The following is a 17302-nucleotide window of genomic DNA, read 5'->3' as shown; positions in this document are numbered from 1 at the left end:
CGCTTGACCGAACCGCAAATGCAGTGACATCTTCCCCGACGATCAGGTGCTTCACCTGCGCGCGATCAGACCGGAACGCTGCGCGGCATCAGATCGGAATACATGCGCGCCATCGTCGGAATCCGCATTACCGCAAAGTCCTCGGCTCGACCGTCATTCTCAATGTGGCCTCCGCGCGCATGGCTGTCGGCGGGCGCCAGCGCCAACTGGAGGCTGGCGAAAACCCCGACACTCAGGACGAGGGCAGAGACACCCGCCTCCCCCCATCTGCTCACGGTGCGTGATGCGATCAATCGGTATTGGGAAGGACATATCCAGACGCTATCGGTCGGCTATCAGGCCACGTTCGCTATGTTCGTGGCAACCTGGCATCGGCGAGCGCCCAAAACCGCCTCACGTCGCGGCCATAATATCTGCAAACCCTACACCGATTTCGGGTCGATGTTTGCGGACAGGCCGTTCTCGTCCATCAAGCCCCTTGATATTGAGCATTTCCAGCGACAGTTCTCCTCGCCTTACAGCCATAATGATGGCCTGCGCCATGTCTCCGCCCTCTTCAATTGGGCGATCCGCATGCAGCTTGTTGATATGCGCAACCCCTGCAGCCCAATCCGTGCCCGGAAGGTCATGCGACGACGCCGAGACTATTCAACAGAGCAGATACGGCAGATCGCAGCACATATTTTTTACCCGGTGTTCGAGGCTGAGCCCGATACCGCTAATTTCGAAGGCCTCGCCAAACGCGATATGGCTTTGGCCAAGGGACGGGTCGTCACCGCCAACGATCAGATGCAGGAACTCTGCAATTTCATGGGTATCCTGTTCCTGACCATGGCTCGCCCCAGCGACCTGGCCAAGGCGGAATTTCGCCATTTCGATCTGGAGAAGCTTGTCTGGCGCAAACACAACACCAAAGGCATCAAACTGTCGCGTTCGCTCTACGAACACGCGTACCGTTCGGTGCCGATCCATCCCAGGGTGGCAGGGATGGTTCAGGCCCAACGCCTTCGTTGGCCCGACAGCAAGTTGCTGTTCCCGTCACATACGGACGCCACCCAACCCCGCGACAATTTCCGCAAGGGACTGGAGAGGTTCAAAAGTTTGTCGGGCGTACCCGACTACTTCCAGCTCTACGATCTCAAACGGATTGCCATTTCGCTGATGCTGACGGCGCAAGGCGTTTCACACGAGGCCGTATCACACTACGTCGACCACAAGGGAAATCTCGCAACGACAATGATCTACGATCTCCACCTGGTCGACCCCTTGCGTCCGGTCACGGAAAAGCTCGGCACCCTTCTCGGCATCTAGGGCTTGACGTCATTTTTTGGCTGTGAGGCAATGAACCGGCGGCGATCTTCGCCACAAAACTCCCATCAAGAAAGTCCGGTTCATGAAAGCCATGCAAGCGCTGGTGCTAACGAGTGCGCAGTTGCGCGAGATGCTGACGCAAGCAGCAAAACAAGGGGCCGCGCTTGCCGTTCAAGAACTCCGGACTGAGCTCCATCAGGCCCCAGAGGATGCAACTCTACAGAAACTCCGCTGCTACCTGACCGACCCGGCTTCCATCTCCAATCCGCATGACCACTGGGCGCATAGCGAACTGATCCGCCGTATTCAGGCCACGGCCCGCGGCAAGCCAAAATCTATGGCGTGGTTCATGAGGTTCCAAAGGGAAACCGGCCTCGCCGGGTGCCCTACTCGCCAAAGTCCGGCCTACGGTCGACGGCGGGAATGGACATTTGCGGACATCAAGCTGGCATGGGATGCTTACTGCCGCAGACGGTAGGGGGCGACGGAAGTGGCAATCGAGGAAGGCAAGTATCCGGGCGAGTTGGCATCTCCGCAGCAGATTCACGAACTGGCGGAAGAATACCGAAAGGCGGCACACCACCTCCTTCCCCTCGGACGACCTGGCAAACCACTAACCCGAGCGCCGTTCAGACTGTCGGCTATCCATGCGATCGAACTCTATCTGACCGCCCTGTTGCTGTACCGTGGGCACAATCCCAATCAGATCCGCAAAATGCACCACGACTTGTCCGCGCGGACGGAACATACCCTAGCAGCGGGGCTGCGACTTCGCACAAAGACCGCCAAGCATCTTCAGTCCCTCAGCCAGAACCGGGAATACCTCGTAACTCGCTACGGGCCAGAAATGGCCGCAACCACCTCACACATAACCCGCCTTACCGCCACCCTGGACGAAGTGGCGGTAAAGGTCAGCGTATTGATCGGGGTGTCCCCCAGGTCGCAGCAGGTAGGCCCAGCTGCCGCCCGTGAGGTTCAAGGTCGAGATTCGGCGGCCTCGTTGTCCGCTGCGACTGCCAATCCGACCACGTGATGCAACAAGAATACATCAACGAGGTACGCGGCCTCGTCCCGTGAAATCGGCAACATGTCTGCGGTGATTTCACTATTGATATAGCCTTCGGGATCCCAAAGGGTTCGAGTCAGCGTCTCGTTGGCCGGTTCAATCCGCTCAATAATCCTTTCGAACGCTGCGTTTGCGGCATCGATAAGCACGGTACGGTCAGCCCCAGCGACTGGCAGGGACGCAATAACGGCATGGGTATCCATGACGGTTGTTTCCTTATGGAATTGGCGGTCTCTTCCCTCAGCATTTTCGGTCGCCACGCCGATGCTAGTTCTTGAAGAGGTGGCTAGTCGATGCGCCAGGCGCCACCTTCTGCTCACATGCGCACAAGAAGGATACGCCGGAATTATGCAGGTGCAAATGCAAAATAGAGGGGGCACCATTGGATGGCGAGCCCGTCCATGTCTCTCCATGGGAACGTCACCGGCATGTTTCGAATAGCCAAAGGAACCGAGCGTGAAAAATCAGGGGACCATCGCCGAAAATTGGGAGCAACTACCGAGGATGAGGCGATCGAGACCGCAATGGAGCAGCACGGCAAGGACGCGACGACGTCGGTAGCCTATTGCGCTCTGGAAGCGTCTGGGAATCGTGAAGACCCAGAGTATCGTTTCTGGTTCGACCTGTTTCTGAGGCTTTTGAAGAGAGATCACGTCGGCTGGGCTTAAGAGCCCAGTCCAACTTTCTCAGCATCGCGGTGCCACAACCCCGGTCCAACGTAGCTGTAGATATCGATGGAATTGACCGGATCATGATATAAATCTCTTGCCGGCTTGAAACGGCATAAGGAGCGCGAGATGCCGACGAAACTTACCGGTGCTGACGGAATGGCTATCGTCATTCCAGACGGCTGCATAGGATTGCAGGGCAAGGATGGGCGCATGGTGCCTATTCCACCTGGTGGCGTGGGGCTTCAAGGTCGAGATGGTCGCATGGTCGCCATCCCTGCGGGTGCGGTCGGCCTGCAAGGTCGAGATGGTCGTATGGTCGCCATTCCCCGAGGATCAATGGGCCTGCAAGGCAAAGATGGGCGTATGGCGGCCATACCGTCCGGCGCTATGGGTTTGCAGGGCAGAGATGGTCGCATGGTGCCAATCCCTAAAGGGTCTATGGGATTGCAAGGCCCTGACGGGCGTATGGTTGCCATCCATCGCGGCAAAATGGGGGTTCCGGACGCCAAGGGTCGCATGAGAAACAAGTAGCCGAGCATGAAGTCGCCAGGCTGCGGGGCAAGGGCTACTCTCGTCCCCGAAGAATATGTTGAACCACCCAGTCTTGCCATTGGCCGAAACCCGGTTTGTGCGGCGGATCATCTGGCGAGATGAGTAGCTTGCGATTGTAAGCGGGAAATCGTGCTGCCACTGACCATCAGCGAGTCTGCCACCTCTCGCTGCGCCTCGCCCGCCGCGAGCCTGGCGAGTGCCTCGGCACGTTGCTGCAGCGACAGTTTCGGCTTGCGGCCGAATTTGACACCTTTCGCCTTGGCTCGGGCGCGGCCGTTCGCGGTGTTCTCGAGGATTCGACGTCGCTGCCATTTGGCGGCCCAGCCCAAGAGGAAAAGCATCAGATCGGACATTTCCGACGTAGTGTCGATAAAGGGCTCGTCGAGAAGACGCAGGCTGGCGCCGGCAGCCGTGACTGTACTGAGAATATCCAGCATGTCGACTGGGTCGCGGGCAATCCGATCGCTGACGACCGCGTGCACCAGGTCGCCGGGTCTCAGGACTTTTAAGAGCCTTTGCAACTGGCGCCGGTTGGCGTCTTTCCCGCTGCGCTTTTCGAAGAAAATCCGTTCACATCCCGCAGCTTGCAAGCGTTCGACCTGGCTCGCCAAATCCTGGGCCTCCGTGGAGACCCTTGCGTATCCATACTTCAACTAATCGGCGCTCCCTTGATCTTCAAATGTCACGACTTTTGCAAGAGTCGTCGGAAGCCATATTTGCCTTTTTTGGGCTTATCTGACAGGTATTTCGCTCAACACTTGTCCAGAAAAGCCGATCAGCGCTCGACCGCAGGCCAGCGCAAAAGTCGTGATTTTTGCATAAACCTGCCGTCTCTCCAGCCTCCTCCCTACAGGTGCACCTTTGAGACGTAGCGCAGCCTTGCCCTTCGCCGTGGACGAGTCGATTCCGGGGCCTTCCCCGGCGCGAAGCCCCAAGACAACCGCAAATCGATCCCGGATCTTGTCGCTGGCCTTTGCACTGGTGGTTTCCGTCACACCAGCCATCGCCCAAGAAAAGCTTTCCCTCGACGTCGCGGTGCCGGTCGTCAACCTGCCGTCCCAGTTGTTCAGGCCCAATGGCCGGGATGCCGACTTTCTGGGAGTGGGTCTCGGCCAGACCGTCGACGACGCCCGCAAGATCTTAACGGACCAGAATTTCTCCAACGAAAGCCCGTCGGGTCGCTTCGTGCTGGAGGAGGAATACAGCAGCGTCGAGATTGTCGCGTCCGGCCCGAACCGCTATCCCACCAACATCGTCTGGTCCGGGCCGCTGGACCCCGCGGCTGACCAAAACATACGGGTCGAATTTTCCTCTCCCCTGAGCGGCCAGCACTCAACGGATGTCCGGCGTTTCGTCACGTACAAGGGCGGGATGGGTCCGCTGGTGGAAACGCTCCGTGCGGCCATCATCCAGAAGTACGGACCACCCAGCCGCGACAACAAATCCAAAATGGAGTGGTACTGGAGCAACGGCCAACCGGTCGAGAAGTATGCTCGCGACCATCAAATGCTGATCGGCATCGATGCCGACGGCGACCACGTCAAGGCCGTCACCTACGTCCTCATCGACGAGGCGGGCGCACGCGCTGACGACGACCGCCGTGCTCAATTCGAGAAATCCGTCGAGGACGCCGCCAAGAAAGTGCGCGACGCCCACGCCGCTGCGCCCAAGCTCTGAACCACATTTCACACAACGGAGGATCATTGTGATAATGCATTCGTGCGCCCGGAATCTTCGTGCCCTGGCTTTCGCCGCCACCCTGTCGGTGTGGGCACTGCCTAGCTCGGCGAAAGACATCGTTGCCTTTGTCGACCAGGTGACTGCCAAGGCAAACCCGAGCCAAGCCCTCATCCTCCACAACAAGGAGACATGGGCCTCGAACCTCATCGACACGATCGTTGCTAGGCTGAACGCCAAGAACTTCAAGTACGACCTGCAGGGCTACAATCAGGGAGACCGGCCACGCGACATCGCTCGCCCCTTTAGCTGGCCAAGCTACGGCGCAGTCTTCTGCATGGGGCAGGCCATGGATTGCGATCAGGTAAAGGCACAAGCCGAAGCAAAGGGCTTCGAGGGCGATTTCTACAACGCCATGCTCGAGAAGCGGTAGGCCGCCATGCCCTTCCTACGCACGCTCGCCTGGGCTGCGGGGGCAGCCGTTCTCCTGTCCGCTCCCGCCCAGGCCCAGGAAGAGCAACCGCAGCCGACGCCGACACAGAGATTCAAGCTCGGCCCGCAAGACGGGTGCTACCGTTACATTGGCGATGCCGTTCAATTTGTCGGCCGTTTCAAGGCTGGGAGCTACATCGGCATTTCCATGATCACCATTGGCCCAGACGGCTTGCCTACACCGGCTGCTGACGAACAGCGGACTCCGGCGATGGACCTGCCGGAGTGGAAAAGCTCGTCGCCGTATTCCTGGTTCGGGCCAACGCCCCGCACACAAGAGTTTTCCATCATGTTCTCACCTCGGTCGGCCTGGGGCAGTTCCGCGATCGTCACGATCTGCGGCCGCCAGTCCCCGCCAGAAAGCTGAAGTCGCCCCGGCGCAGCTCTTTGCTTGGCCACGAACAGCCGTTAGAAAGCAGAATGCTCCAGCCGCTCCTCGATCCAGATGTCGCCGACGAGGCACCGACGTCGCCGGTACTGACCGGATATGACGAGGAGCGTTTGCTGACCTACATTCGCCTGCTCGACGCGGCCGCCGAAGATGCTGACTGGCGGGAAGTTGCAACCATCGTTCTACATATAGACGCGGCAAAGGAACCTGAGCGGGCCTTTCGGGTCTGGGAGACGCATCTCGCGCGCGCTCGGTGGATGGCGACAAGCGGGTATCGGTATCTGCTGGCAGGCGGCGCGCCGCATTGAAGCCTCGATGCGGTCTGGCCGGAGATAGCGGCTGTAGTTCGTTGTAACCATTCGTGGCCGTTGCCGATCGCACGGACAAGGGCTGCCGCAGCGTAATGTTTTGACGCTTTGCCGTCTTGATTTCCGTCGATCCGCCTCCCACCTGAGCTTCAGACACCAGCGCCCGGAATCTCCGGCCGTTGCGACAATTTGCGCCAATGGCGCTGCGCGATTAGCTGTTGACAGATTGAAAATACTCGGTATTTTTAGTGTGTGCACGCCGGTTCGGTATTTACATCTAATTTGAAATATGCCTAGACAAATGGCAGGTGACGTCTCCGTCACCTGCCATCGTTTGGTTGTGAACTGCGGTCTGTGTGGTTGCCGTAGGACGCCTTCAGACCGCTAGTCCGAACCTTCAGCAAGTCGGTATCTAGTGCCAGATGGTCCCATTGGCAACCACCTGGACATCCTCCCATGTCTAATGACGACCTCTACAAGCCTGGTGAAAAGGCCCCCAAGTCGGGGCAGTACGAGATTACCGGGCCCCGCGGTGGCGGTACGGGTATTGAACGTACCGTAACCAAGGGCGAGCCTCTGCCCCCTCCCTTGGAGTCGGGTCAGAAGTACCGCCTGACCGACCCTACCAAGACTCGGTAAGGGTCTGGGGCGGCGGCTCCGGCCGTCGCCCTCCAGTCATCAGAGGGCCTTCCATGCTTGAACATGAATACACCGTGCTCGGCGGCGTGAATCGTGCGCGCATTGGGCATTACCTCGGCGTCATATCGAGCATCGTCTCTGCGGGAGTCGTTTTTGTTTTCCTGTGGGCGGTCGATCTCGCCAAAACATTCGGCATCTTCCCCAACGTGCCGCCATCCGTGCTTTCATTGCTCGGCGCCGGCACCGTTTTCGTCGTGCTCTATTGGATCCTTGACCGCTTCGCCTGGCGGTGGAGCCTGCTCTCCAAGGTCCTCAAAGTCCCGAATCTTTGCGGGGAATGGGATTGCGATGGCCAGACACTCAATCCCGATGGAACGCCCGGCTTCCAATGGAAAGCAAAAATAACGATTGTCCAGAGTTGGGACCGAATCCGCGTGCGCCTGAAGACCGCGCAGTCCGGATCGAACAGCACCAGCGCCGCGCTCATTTGTGACCCAGCGGACGGCTACCGGCTTTTCTACGGCTACAAGAACGATCCGAACATCGGTGAGACCGAGCTGAAGAGTCACCGCGGCTCTGCCGAGATTACGTTTGCCAAGGATCTGAGGTCCGGGAAAGGCGAGTATTTCAACGGATATGGCCGCTATACGTTCGGCCAGATGAACCTCACGAGGCTTTAATCATGGCCACTGATATCAACAAACGCCTTACTCAATTGAAGACGCGCCGGCGCGGGACCGATCGCCTGGGTCGCCTCAATGAGGCTGCCCAGTCCGACGTTCTCATCAAAAGTTTAGGCAACGAGAAATGGCAGACCAGGGCGGGAAGCCAGCCGTATACTCGGTATGCGCTTGGCGCCATGGAAGAGGTCGGACCCGAATACACCAAGATCAGCATCGAAACGGCTGAGCGTGTCGGAAAGCAGTTGGACGAGAAACTTCGCGCTGCCGGTTGGAGTGTAGAATTCCGGCTCCAAGGCTCTGTCCCCCTAAACGTCCACATCCGGGGCGTCAGCGACGTCGATCTGCTAAATCTCGAACTCGACTTTTTCTCGTACTATAAGGCAGGCGCCAAAGCCCGGTCCGGCCATTACATCTCTCCAACCCAAGAGACGTCCGTTGGCCGTTTGATGCGTCTGCGCAAAGAGGCCGAAAAAATCCTTATTGCCGCCTACCCAGCCGCCGACGTTGACGTCTCCGGCGGCAAAGCAATCGCGATCTCTGGCGGCTCCCTTGCGCGGCCGGTCGATGTCGTTCCATCGCACTGGGTCGACACAATTGACTACCAGTCATCGAACCTGGAGCGAGATCGAGGCGTGACGATTCTGAACAAGAAAGTCCCCGAAACGATCGACAACTTGCCGTTTTTGCATATCGATCGCGTGCACAACCGGGATCGAAATGAGGCCAATGGCGGCCTGAAGAAGGCTATCCGCCTGTGCAAGAATGTCAAAAATGACGCCATCGAAGATGGGAGGACGGTCGGCCTTCCCAGCTTCGATATTGCGGCAATCATGTACCACGCGGATCAGGCTGTGTTGCGCACAGGTGTGTTTTACGAACTCGCGGTGCTTGCCGAAACGCAGCGGTTTTTGGACAGATTGTGGCAGGACAAAGCCTTCGCCCGGACATTATCTGTGCCAGATGGGTCGCGCCGGATTTTTGACAGCGAGAGCAAGTTCAGCGGTCTTCTTACACTTTCCTCGGAAATGGATGAACTTGCTCGTCAGGTCGCGCGCGAACAAAGTCTTGCTCTGCGTTACCAGGAGTCAATTCCGTTGGAGGACAGCCGAAAAGCAATTTCAAGCATCTTCGTGCCAGGCTAGGCAGGCGCCCCAAAGCACTCAGGGGATGGTGGAGCTGTTTCGGGCGGGCAGGGAGCGCGAGGGGCGAGTCAGGGGCGCCCTCGCCTGGCCTCGGCCGGTTCGACACCGGCCCGGGGACAATTCGGACGCAAAAAACCCGGGGCAGCGCTGCCCCGGGTTAAGGGTTCCGCCGTCTATTTACTCGGCAGCAAGCGCCACTTCGGTAGGGCTTTCACTTTCCGGGCTGGCAGGCATCCGCAACACTGTAGGGAGCCAGCCCCTGCCGTCGAGTTCCTTCTCGGCCTGCAACACGCCCTCGGGCTTCGCGCCGCGTTCGACCGCCTTCGCGGCATCTTCGGCGCACCCGGCTTCCCGCATCACGCCAGCGATCTCGGCTTTTGACAAGCGCGCCAAAAACACAGCCTCCGGCGCCCACCACAAGCCCATATCGAGCCCAACGGCCACAGCCATAAGGTCGGTATACGCTATGCGCTCCTTGCTGGTTTCGTGGCGGGCGACCACCGCGTTCAGATTGGCGGCAGTCACCACAGCCAACAGGTCAAGCAACACATCCTGCGACTGCGCCACCAGCCATGGCCAGAGGTCGGCGGGATTTCCGGGCACGCGCTCCGCCCAGCCTTCCATGACATCGTTCCACCCCGTCAAGGCACGGCAGGCATCCGGCTCCTTGACGGAGGGCGCTAGGTTGCGGCGTTGGCCGGTGACCTCCACCGCTGGTTCGATACGGCCATAGTAGTCATAGAAGACCCGGCTCACCAACGCATGCAGGATGCCAACCAGCGCCACGTCGGGGCGGCCTGCGAGCTCGACCCGGAGCGCTGCTGTGCGGATGGCGGTCAGTTCCTCGGTCAGCGCCGCCGACAGGCCAGCGGCTGCTTCCTCGTCCTCCTGTGCCGCCTTCTCGTCGACCCCGCTGCCTTCTTCATCGGCATCGCCGCGCTGCAACTCGGCCCGAGCCTTCCGGTCGTCGGCCTTCACCAGCCCGGGCGTGACCTGCAACGTGCCCCCGTGGGAGATACCCACGACACAGCCCGCCAGCGCCATCTCTTGCGGGTCACAAGGTTGTGGATGAGGCCGTGGGCCTCGATGCTAGCGGCCAGTTCGGCCCTCCCCGCCTCGGAATTGACGCGACGGACGTTGGCGTTGCTCGGCACCAGCTTGCCGAGTGGGATGGTGATTTCATATTCGTAGTCATCGTTTTGCTCCTTGGTTGGCTTTCAGGTTGACCTGAAGGGTTCAAGCCTCCCTGACCCCCTGCCTCGCGGCGAGCAGCGGGGAGCGAGGGGGCAAGCCTCGGCGGCGGCGGGGTATCCCCGGTCTGCACGGAGCGAAGCGCAGGAAGATGGGGGATGCCGCCGGCGAGACTTGCGGGAGAGAGGGCCGCGCGCCTCTCTCCCAACCAAAGAAAACAGGGGCGTACAAGGCGGAAGCACCGAAATGCCCGTCAGCGGGACCAAGTCAGTTCGGTGCTGGAGAAAGTTCGTGGCCCTGAGACCGGTTCAACAGGGCGGCCGTAGGAGCATCAGCATAGCGCCGCCGTCAGGCGGGATGCGGGACCGACAGCCCCCGGCGAAGGGCGCCTATGAAGGCACTACACGAAACATGCCCAAAACTGCATTCAAAAAGAATCCTATTTTTATCGATAATACAACAATCTTGGCGAGACAGCCCGCCGGGGCCCGACAGCCAGTTAAACATTCTGCCTAGTCTGCCTAACCGGACATCGCTCCCCGCGTTACCATCGAACCCATGTTGAGGTGGTCGATTGCGATGTGTTCACAGAACTTTGCTCAATTGCGTATTTACATTCGCTACAAGTTTGCTTACGCCTTCCGTAACGGCAGGGGGGCCTCAAAAGTGTTGAAGATCGTACCGGTTGCTGCGGCCGCAGCGCTTCTGAGCGCGTGCTCGACTGAGCAAAACGCAAATTTCTTGCCGCAAGTTGTTGGATCCAGTCCCACCGTCGCGGTCCAGGCGCTAGGGCCCGGGGCGTACTCCATCAGCCCTTCGTATGGCTACGCAATCTCGACACCAGGTATTTATACGTTTCACAAAGATGGATCGGCTTACCAAATCTGCGAAAATGACATGGGTATCGCAGCCATTAAGGGCCTATCGACAAAAGTCACAGACTATGACGACTCTTTGGAAGATAACCTTGCCTCAACAAATTTCGCTCTTTCTGTTCCAGGAATTGGAACGATTACTGCACCGTACAAGAAAATAAAAGTGGATGGCTACCGCATCACGCATCTTGTGTCTGGCGACTCGCGAAATGCAGCCGATTTCGTTCTAGCCAACCTGGGAACAAGTTGTCGAAAAGACGTCCTCAAAGGGAATCGCCCTTACATGATCGTCACCGAAGTGGCGAATGCAAAGAAAGCATACACGCTTTCTAAGGGCGCATTCCAGGCGGCATTTGCCGCCGGACCAGCGTCGTTGTCGTGGGCCAATCCTGAAATTAAATCCACGACCAGAAGCAACGTCACCTTCGCAATTCAAGGGAAATATGTCGCGGCTGGCAGCAAGCGCAAATAATCATCGTTGTCGCGCTGGCTCTCCGTTTAGTGTCAATGTCGCAGCTTCGGATGGTGTGTCGCATGGAACCTTCAGCTAAATGGAGACGCCACGGACCGGATTGTAGGGGCCTGATGGTCCTTGCCCTTCTTGCGTTCCTTGCTTGGTCGCCTCCCGCCCATTCGGGCGGCGCCACTTTCGATGATGCGACCAAAAAGCAGTTCGAACAGGCCGTTTCTCTGAGGACATCCGGAAAGCTGGACGAGGCCGAAAAGGTGCTCGAACAGATAATGAAATCCAGCATGCAAAACAACGATGTGGGCATCGTCAACGTTATTAAGGAGAGAGGAACAGTAAAGTTTCTACAGAAGCGGTGGGATTCGGCGGCAAGGTTCCTCGGGATCTATTACGAGTTCAGTTCCGACGACATGGAAGCCCTTGAGATGCTTGGGAAGTCGCTGAGGATGACCGGGAGATATGAGGAGGCGGAGACCGTTTACGAACGAGCCGTCTATCTCGATTCTGACAGCTTCGAGGTGCTCGACGGGCTGCAAAACATTCACAGGAGGCTGGGGGACAACTATCAGGAGTCGGACCGACCAGAACTCGCTGAGGCGGAGTTCGGCAAGGCGCTCGATATTGTCGCAAAGATGACGAAACTGTCCGAGGGCAAGAACGACGCGCAGTTGCGTGTCTCGAAGTTCGCGAAGGCCAAAATCTTCTACGAGAAGAATAGCTACAGCGAGGCTGTCGCCGCCTATGCCACCATTGTCTCGTCCTATCCCGACTTCAGACCAGCCCAGGAGGAACAGGCGGCCCTAGCGCTGGACTACGCAAAAGCTCAAGGCGGTCCCGCCCAACTTCAGGCCGCCTTGGACCTATACCGCGCCCTCTACAAGACTGCCAAGTTGACGGACGAGATCGCTTATAGCGGCGCAGGATTTGCCGAAGCTGCCGCGCGCACGAAGGACCTCCCCGCCGATGTCGTGACCGAAGCGGAAGAGGCCGCGAGGACTGCATTGGTGGATGCGGACCCTAACGATCCCTATCCTCACTACGCGAGCGCCGTGCTGATGTATGCGACCGACGCAAAGGACGATGCGATTAGTCAGTTGAAAGAAGCTATTAAGTTGGAGCGAAAGCGCGCTGCCGATCCGTATCAGAATGACTACGCCAGACTGGTGGAGTACGAGAAACTGATGCAGGCCTGGACCGGCAGCTAAGGCTTATGCGTCGGAGATCCGACTGTTTGCACGGCGCACGACCGCATCGCGTCGAGCGGTGGGTTTCATGTACCTAGCCATCGTTTCCTCCTGAGTACCCACCCCAGAATGGGGAAATTCTCTTGGCACTCAATCTATACGATAGGAAGCCCTCGACCTGACTTCAAGTGCCGGAGTGCTGGAGCCCGAATGTAGCCTAACCACAAGGTTATGTTGCTGCACGCGCCGTGCTGTCTGATGACTATAAGCTATACTAAAAACAAGATTTGTATCATTTTGTGGTATTTTAGCTATTGCGAAGAAGTTATTGACGGCGCACGATCCCCCATGTAATTTCTGTTCATCTCAGGCCGCACTCTAACATGTCTCGTAGTGGGGGATGCTTACATGGAACTTGATCGCCGCCAACTTCTGATAACCGCTGCAGGAACATTGGCTACTTCATCTGCCGCCGTGTCCTTCGCACAGGCGAAGGCTCCCCGATTGGCGGATCTCACCGACCAGCCATCGAGAAGCGACCTTTATGAGTGGATCACTAACATCGCAATCGCGAAGCTGCAGCCGGACGATGATGTCGACAACACGGGAGGCGCATATATTCCTGGAGATTTTACTTTTCCCGATGACTCGACGAAGGATCCGAAGACGGGTCTCGACCGCGTTGATTATCATTGGGGCGTCGACGTCAGCCACTATTCTGGACGCGTAGACCTCAGGTCCTTGCGCGACGACAAGAACATCAAGTTCGTCTACATAAAGGCCACCCAGGGGACGCAGTTCAAGGATAAGAAGTTTGCCGGGTTCTGGTCACAGGTGAAAGCGCTGCCCAAGCATCCGACTAATACGCTTCGCAGAGGCGCCTATCACTTTCTCGCAGCAGGCAAAAACGGAGCCGCCCAGGCGGACACTTTCCTCAACTTCGTGAATTCTCATGGCGGCATTGAAAAGACCGACATGCCTCCCGTGCTCGATCTCGAATGGGATATTGCCAGACCGGCCGGTCCGGACCGTTGGAAGGATTATTCCCCCGATACCATACTCGAGTCAGTGAAGGCCTGGTGCGCGAAGGTGCAGGAGCAAACCAAACGGGTCCCGGTCATATATACGGCGAACGCTTGGTGGCGGGAACGCGGTATCGCACCGAAGCGGATTTCCGAGCTCTCGGACTACGGTATCTGGATCGCGGACTACTCCAGGTCGGGGCAGGCCAGTGAAGACCCCAAGGTTCCGGGCGGTGCAAAATGGAAGCTCTGGCAGTTCTCAGACAAGGCCAAGGTCGGAGATGCGTACAAGGGCGGTCTGGACGCCAACGTATTCAAAGGAACCCACGACGAATTCGAGCGGTTCGCGAGTCAATGATCAACCGGCGCGCCTTCCTCGGATGCTGTGCGCTCTGCCTCTCCGGGAAGGCCCATGGGGACGAGCCAAGTTTCATCTGCGCTGTCGAGGACAGCGCAGTTTCCGACGGGCTGCAGTTTCAACCGGCCGACGGGAATGGGGAAAACATGACGTTCAATACGGACCTTGGCCCGCTGACATTCACCCCCTACGGGACGGCCTTTAAGAGCGACATTTGGCTACCTGAGGACAGTGAGACTAAGGACAAGATAACCCTAGGCGTGGCCTTCCTGAACGGTGAGAAACCTCAACACGATATCGTCATGGAATCGGCTCGAATGTGGCTGGCCACGCATATCGGCACTTTCATAGACTTCGACTTCACGGCCAGTGTGGACAAGGCGAAGATACGCATCGAAGTGCTTTCCAATCAGAACTGGTCGGCCATCGGTAGGCGCGCAATGACCGTCACCACGCCGTATACGATGTGCTTCAGCGACCTACATCCTGCCAGTATCATGCATGAATTCGGTCATTGCCTTGGCTTGCAGCACGAGCACAGGTTCCCTCTGTCCACGATCGAATGGGACAAAGACGCTGTTTTCGCGGATATGCATGCAAAGGGTTGGAGTGAAGAAACCGTCAAGGAGCAGATACTTACAAAACTGGACAAAAGCGCTGTTTGCCTAGCCAGCCCCAACCTCGATAGGTCGTCCATCATGATGTATCCTATCAAAGACGGATGGGCTACCATCCTTAACGATCGCAACGAACGAGTTGCGTTTGTGGTCAATCCTTCCACTATTTCAGACGGTGATGTGGCATGCGTGACGGGACTCTACAAACCTCTGTCCATGTAGGCATTTGGCGGTTTGCGGCCTTTGTATATATGTTCCTAGCGTTACTTGGCCAATGCAACGCACAATCCGTTCAAAATATTTTCGACGGGGTAGTCTATGTTAGACTGACCAAGGCGGATGGCAACCTGTTCAGGGAAGGCTCCGGCGTCTTGCTTGGGGCGGACGGCTTCATCTTTACGGCCAAACACCTTTTTGACGGTTTTGACCCCGCCACAGGCAAGGTCAGCGTATCGTTGAGGGGCGTTAAAACTGCTCTGATCCCTGCTTCCCGTTACCCCGCCGATGCGAGCAGCACGGACATTGCCCTTCTCTACGTCAACCAGACCGAGGTCCGAAACGCCGGGATCGGCACATATTTCCGACTCGGCTGCAACATACCGCCAATCATGGAATCGATCACTGTGGCGGGGTTTCCGGCGGGGGACTCGGCGCCACTACTGGTTCTGCCTGCTGTCGTCACAACCGACACCCTCGACAGCTCGTTTCGAGACTACATGAGGGCAGGAATCGCCGCCGGCATGAGCGGCGGGCCCATATTCTGGCGTGGGTACCTAATCGGGCTGGTCTATGGGGCCGCGCAGAACGTCGAAGCCTTCACGCCCATAAACCAGTCCGGAGAACTGAGAACCGTCGCAAGGGTGGACTGCTACCAGGTGCCGCCAAGCGGCCTGGCGCAGGTCGCGGTCCTATCGGCGGATCCGAAGAGCCAACCCCCCACCGGTGATGCGCAAAAACCGCCGCAGGCTCCAGCCGGCGCCAAGCCCCGCGTCTTTGTTCAAATCGCGGCAGAGAGCCAGCGCGCCGATGCAGCCAAGCTGATCTCTGGATTGGTTGACAAAGGGATCAACGCCGCGCGGGGCATTGAGAACGTGGGGGGCAAGGCGCCACTGTCAGGCGAGATACGCTATTTTTCGGCGGAAGATCGCGCCAACGCCGACAAGATAAAGGCCGTGCTGGACAATCTTTCGCCTACAAGATTTAGCATTCGACGGGAGAATATTCCCAATTCTCCACAGAACGTTTTCGAGCTTTGGTATCCTCAGAGGTAACTTGCCGTTTTGGCGCACGCCTCTCTCCCGACCGCGGCAAACAAGGGCGTACAAGGCGGAAGCACCGAAATGCCAGCCAGCGGGACTAAGTCAGTTCGGTGCTGGAGAAAGTTCGTGGCCCTGAGCCCGGTTCAACAGGGCGGCCGTAGGAGCATCAGCATAGCGCCGCCACAGGCGGGATGCGGAACCGACAGCCCCCGGCGAAGGGCGCCGTATGATGCGCCCCGAAGCTGGTGCAGCGCCGTGGGTATTGTGGCTGTCAGGTTGAAAACAGCTCCTTGTATCCCTCATTCATAAACCAGCGCACCCGTTCCAGGTGACTGCGAAGAGCCTTGCGGGCGCGGATTGGCTCCTTCACCCTTCACCGGATCGATACCCAGTATGTCCCGCGCCATTTCTTCTTCGCTGGCACTATCGGCGCACGCGTCGATGAGCTTCGAATAGAGCATCAGGTGCTTGTTGTCATAGGCAGTTAGATGGTCCGCCCAAGGGACTTCTGTTTCAATAGTTGGACCCGGCGTTGGGCGCGATCTGCTCTTCATCCATATTCCGCCTTCAGTTAAGAGCCTGGCGCGCCCTCGTTTTAGAGTAACGTCAAACGGGGCACGTTCAACACCCTTGGCCCTCTGACTCCAGCACAGATCCATTAGCTGGCTGGCTGTTGGTTGCACACTTGGGAATTGATGGATATGACCGTATTGGTTTTGAAACCTGGAGCAGGGCTATGTCCGAAGAAGCTAGTAATCTAATCGAGCTTACTGCGGATATTGTTTCCGCCTATGTCCAGAAGAATGCGGTTCCAGTGTCAGAATTGCCTAGTTTGATTGCCAGCGTGAATTCAGCATTGTCTAGTATTGGCCAGGCTGCTCCAACAGAAGCACCCGCGCCGAAGCCCGCAGTTAACCCCAAGAGGTCCGTGTTCCCGGACTATATTATCAGCCTCGAAGACGGCCATAAATACAAGTCACTCAAGCGCCATCTCGCGACGAGACATGGGATGACACCGGACGAATACCGCGCAAAGTGGGGACTGGCGTCGGATTACCCAATGGTTGCCCCGAACTATTCAGCCGCCCGCTCGGCGCTGGCAAAATCGCTAGGCCTGGGAAGAAAAGCAGCGCCTACCAAAAAACCTGCCGTGAAACGCAAGGTGAAAGCCTGAGTGTAGTCTGCCAACCCAACAGGAGCCTTCGGCGTGGTAGATCCTGTCGGCATTCGTACATCCAATCATGACAGTCTGACGCTTTGGGATTTAGCTAGAGCACGTCCTGTGATCGATGAATCGATTGTGATGTGACGGCTGCGTTTTGTGCTGATTCAACATCCACCTCGATGGAGGTGGACAATGGGAAGAGCATTGAGCGGAGATCTTCGGTCGCGGGT

Annotated in this window: 19 protein-coding genes; 15 read left to right on the top strand and 4 right to left on the bottom strand. The window is 57.9% G+C overall.

Annotated elements, in window-relative coordinates; genetic code table 11:
* The first annotated feature begins 102 nt into the window (after positions 1 to 102).
* Positions 103 to 1311 carry a tyrosine-type recombinase/integrase gene (locus JQK88_RS34685; RefSeq protein ID WP_246750182.1) on the top strand — a complete coding sequence of 403 codons (1209 nt, stop codon included), beginning with the start codon at positions 103 to 105 and terminating at the stop codon, positions 1309 to 1311.
* 82 nt (positions 1312 to 1393) lie between these two features.
* Positions 1394 to 1789 carry a hypothetical protein gene (locus tag JQK88_RS34680; RefSeq protein WP_203281058.1) on the top strand — a complete coding sequence of 132 codons (396 nt, stop codon included), beginning with the start codon at positions 1394 to 1396 and terminating at the stop codon, positions 1787 to 1789.
* Positions 1790 to 2286: 497 nt separating this feature from the next.
* Here the strand turns inward: JQK88_RS34680 and JQK88_RS34675 are convergent, their stop codons facing one another.
* A complete protein-coding gene (locus JQK88_RS34675) occupies positions 2287 to 2580 on the bottom strand; it encodes a hypothetical protein (RefSeq protein ID WP_203281057.1) in 294 nt (97 codons plus the stop codon).
* 321 nt (positions 2581 to 2901) lie between these two features.
* On the opposite strand from JQK88_RS34675, the gene JQK88_RS37925 reads away from it, so the two are divergent.
* Both JQK88_RS37925 and JQK88_RS34665 read left to right on the top strand, forming a co-directional pair.
* Entirely contained in the window at positions 2902 to 3045 is a 144-nt protein-coding gene (locus tag JQK88_RS37925) for a Y4oE-related protein (protein WP_512699818.1), read from the top strand.
* A gap of 129 nt (positions 3046 to 3174) precedes the next feature.
* Positions 3175 to 3579 carry a collagen-like domain-containing protein gene (locus tag JQK88_RS34665; RefSeq protein ID WP_203281056.1) on the top strand — a complete coding sequence of 135 codons (405 nt, stop codon included), beginning with the start codon at positions 3175 to 3177 and terminating at the stop codon, positions 3577 to 3579.
* Between the two features lie 107 nt (positions 3580 to 3686).
* On the opposite strand, the gene JQK88_RS34660 is transcribed toward JQK88_RS34665, so the two are convergent.
* Positions 3687 to 4253 carry a recombinase family protein gene (locus JQK88_RS34660; RefSeq protein ID WP_203281054.1) on the bottom strand — a complete coding sequence of 189 codons (567 nt, stop codon included), beginning with the start codon at positions 4251 to 4253 and terminating at the stop codon, positions 3687 to 3689.
* A gap of 307 nt (positions 4254 to 4560) precedes the next feature.
* Here JQK88_RS34660 and JQK88_RS34655 point away from each other — a divergent pair, with 307 nt between their 5' ends.
* The 5 genes from JQK88_RS34655 to JQK88_RS34630 all read left to right on the top strand — a co-directional run bounded on the left by JQK88_RS34655 (position 4561) and on the right by JQK88_RS34630 (position 8932).
* A complete protein-coding gene (locus JQK88_RS34655; RefSeq protein ID WP_203281052.1) occupies positions 4561 to 5277 on the top strand; it encodes a hypothetical protein in 717 nt (238 codons plus the stop codon).
* 28 nt (positions 5278 to 5305) lie between these two features.
* Positions 5306 to 5710 (top strand): hypothetical protein, encoded by a 405-nt coding sequence (locus JQK88_RS34650; RefSeq protein WP_203281050.1) that lies wholly within the window; start codon positions 5306 to 5308, stop codon positions 5708 to 5710.
* A gap of 479 nt (positions 5711 to 6189) precedes the next feature.
* Positions 6190 to 6468: a DNA -binding domain-containing protein gene (locus tag JQK88_RS34645; RefSeq protein WP_203281059.1), complete on the top strand. Its 279-nt coding sequence runs from the start codon at positions 6190 to 6192 to the stop codon at positions 6466 to 6468.
* Between the two features lie 692 nt (positions 6469 to 7160).
* A complete protein-coding gene (locus JQK88_RS34635) occupies positions 7161 to 7787 on the top strand; it encodes a Cap15 family cyclic dinucleotide receptor domain-containing protein (protein WP_203281046.1) in 627 nt (208 codons plus the stop codon).
* A gap of 2 nt (positions 7788 to 7789) precedes the next feature.
* Positions 7790 to 8932 (top strand): nucleotidyltransferase-like protein, encoded by a 1143-nt coding sequence (locus JQK88_RS34630; protein ID WP_203281044.1) that lies wholly within the window; start codon positions 7790 to 7792, stop codon positions 8930 to 8932.
* 177 nt (positions 8933 to 9109) lie between these two features.
* Here the strand turns inward: JQK88_RS34630 and JQK88_RS34625 are convergent, their stop codons facing one another.
* Positions 9110 to 9976, bottom strand: coding sequence for a hypothetical protein (locus JQK88_RS34625; RefSeq protein WP_203281061.1), 867 nt, complete (start codon positions 9974 to 9976; stop codon positions 9110 to 9112).
* A gap of 726 nt (positions 9977 to 10702) precedes the next feature.
* On the opposite strand from JQK88_RS34625, the gene JQK88_RS34615 reads away from it, so the two are divergent.
* The 5 genes from JQK88_RS34615 to JQK88_RS34595 all read left to right on the top strand — a co-directional run bounded on the left by JQK88_RS34615 (position 10703) and on the right by JQK88_RS34595 (position 15919).
* Positions 10703 to 11470 (top strand): hypothetical protein, encoded by a 768-nt coding sequence (locus JQK88_RS34615; RefSeq protein ID WP_203281040.1) that lies wholly within the window; start codon positions 10703 to 10705, stop codon positions 11468 to 11470.
* Positions 11471 to 11583: 113 nt separating this feature from the next.
* Entirely contained in the window at positions 11584 to 12672 is a 1089-nt protein-coding gene (locus JQK88_RS34610) for a tetratricopeptide repeat protein (RefSeq protein WP_203281038.1), read from the top strand.
* A gap of 387 nt (positions 12673 to 13059) precedes the next feature.
* Complete coding sequence (locus JQK88_RS34605; protein WP_203281036.1) at positions 13060 to 14031, top strand: glycoside hydrolase family 25 protein; 972 nt, start codon at positions 13060 to 13062, stop codon at positions 14029 to 14031.
* Positions 14028 to 14870, top strand: coding sequence for a zinc metalloprotease (locus tag JQK88_RS34600; RefSeq protein WP_203281034.1), 843 nt, complete (start codon positions 14028 to 14030; stop codon positions 14868 to 14870). The genes JQK88_RS34605 and JQK88_RS34600 overlap by 4 nt, the downstream gene beginning before the upstream one ends.
* Entirely contained in the window at positions 14834 to 15919 is a 1086-nt protein-coding gene (locus JQK88_RS34595) for a S1 family peptidase (RefSeq protein ID WP_203281032.1), read from the top strand. Before JQK88_RS34600 ends, JQK88_RS34595 begins: the two co-directional genes overlap by 37 nt.
* 287 nt (positions 15920 to 16206) lie before the next feature.
* Here the strand turns inward: JQK88_RS34595 and JQK88_RS34590 are convergent, their stop codons facing one another.
* Positions 16207 to 16461 carry a hypothetical protein gene (locus JQK88_RS34590; RefSeq protein ID WP_312037395.1) on the bottom strand — a complete coding sequence of 85 codons (255 nt, stop codon included), beginning with the start codon at positions 16459 to 16461 and terminating at the stop codon, positions 16207 to 16209.
* A 182-nt stretch (positions 16462 to 16643) separates the two neighbouring features.
* Between JQK88_RS34590 and JQK88_RS34585 the strand changes: the two genes are divergently transcribed.
* Positions 16644 to 17081 (top strand): Ros/MucR family transcriptional regulator, encoded by a 438-nt coding sequence (locus tag JQK88_RS34585; RefSeq protein WP_203281030.1) that lies wholly within the window; start codon positions 16644 to 16646, stop codon positions 17079 to 17081.
* Positions 17082 to 17302: the final 221 nt, after the last annotated feature.

The organism is Mesorhizobium caraganae, assembly GCF_016836705.1.
GTDB lineage: Bacteria > Pseudomonadota > Alphaproteobacteria > Rhizobiales > Rhizobiaceae > Mesorhizobium > Mesorhizobium caraganae.
Note: the sequence above shows the minus strand (reverse complement) of the source record. Positions and strands in the feature narration are given on the sequence as shown.

Coding starts and splice junctions, on each gene's coding strand:
- JQK88_RS34685 (WP_246750182.1), top strand. CDS start 103: ATGCGCGCCATCGTCGGAATCCGCATTACCGCAAAGTCCTCGGCTCGA.
- JQK88_RS34680 (WP_203281058.1), top strand. CDS start 1,394: ATGAAAGCCATGCAAGCGCTGGTGCTAACGAGTGCGCAGTTGCGCGAG.
- JQK88_RS34675 (WP_203281057.1), bottom strand. CDS start 2,580: ATGGATACCCATGCCGTTATTGCGTCCCTGCCAGTCGCTGGGGCTGAC.
- JQK88_RS37925 (WP_512699818.1), top strand. CDS start 2,902: ATGGAGCAGCACGGCAAGGACGCGACGACGTCGGTAGCCTATTGCGCT.
- JQK88_RS34665 (WP_203281056.1), top strand. CDS start 3,175: ATGCCGACGAAACTTACCGGTGCTGACGGAATGGCTATCGTCATTCCA.
- JQK88_RS34645 (WP_203281059.1), top strand. CDS start 6,190: ATGCTCCAGCCGCTCCTCGATCCAGATGTCGCCGACGAGGCACCGACG.
- JQK88_RS34635 (WP_203281046.1), top strand. CDS start 7,161: ATGCTTGAACATGAATACACCGTGCTCGGCGGCGTGAATCGTGCGCGC.
- JQK88_RS34630 (WP_203281044.1), top strand. CDS start 7,790: ATGGCCACTGATATCAACAAACGCCTTACTCAATTGAAGACGCGCCGG.
- JQK88_RS34625 (WP_203281061.1), bottom strand. CDS start 9,976: ATGGCGCTGGCGGGCTGTGTCGTGGGTATCTCCCACGGGGGCACGTTG.
- JQK88_RS34615 (WP_203281040.1), top strand. CDS start 10,703: ATGTGTTCACAGAACTTTGCTCAATTGCGTATTTACATTCGCTACAAG.
- JQK88_RS34610 (WP_203281038.1), top strand. CDS start 11,584: ATGGTCCTTGCCCTTCTTGCGTTCCTTGCTTGGTCGCCTCCCGCCCAT.
- JQK88_RS34605 (WP_203281036.1), top strand. CDS start 13,060: ATGGAACTTGATCGCCGCCAACTTCTGATAACCGCTGCAGGAACATTG.
- JQK88_RS34600 (WP_203281034.1), top strand. CDS start 14,028: ATGATCAACCGGCGCGCCTTCCTCGGATGCTGTGCGCTCTGCCTCTCC.
- JQK88_RS34595 (WP_203281032.1), top strand. CDS start 14,834: ATGCGTGACGGGACTCTACAAACCTCTGTCCATGTAGGCATTTGGCGG.
- JQK88_RS34590 (WP_312037395.1), bottom strand. CDS start 16,461: ATGAAGAGCAGATCGCGCCCAACGCCGGGTCCAACTATTGAAACAGAA.
- JQK88_RS34585 (WP_203281030.1), top strand. CDS start 16,644: ATGTCCGAAGAAGCTAGTAATCTAATCGAGCTTACTGCGGATATTGTT.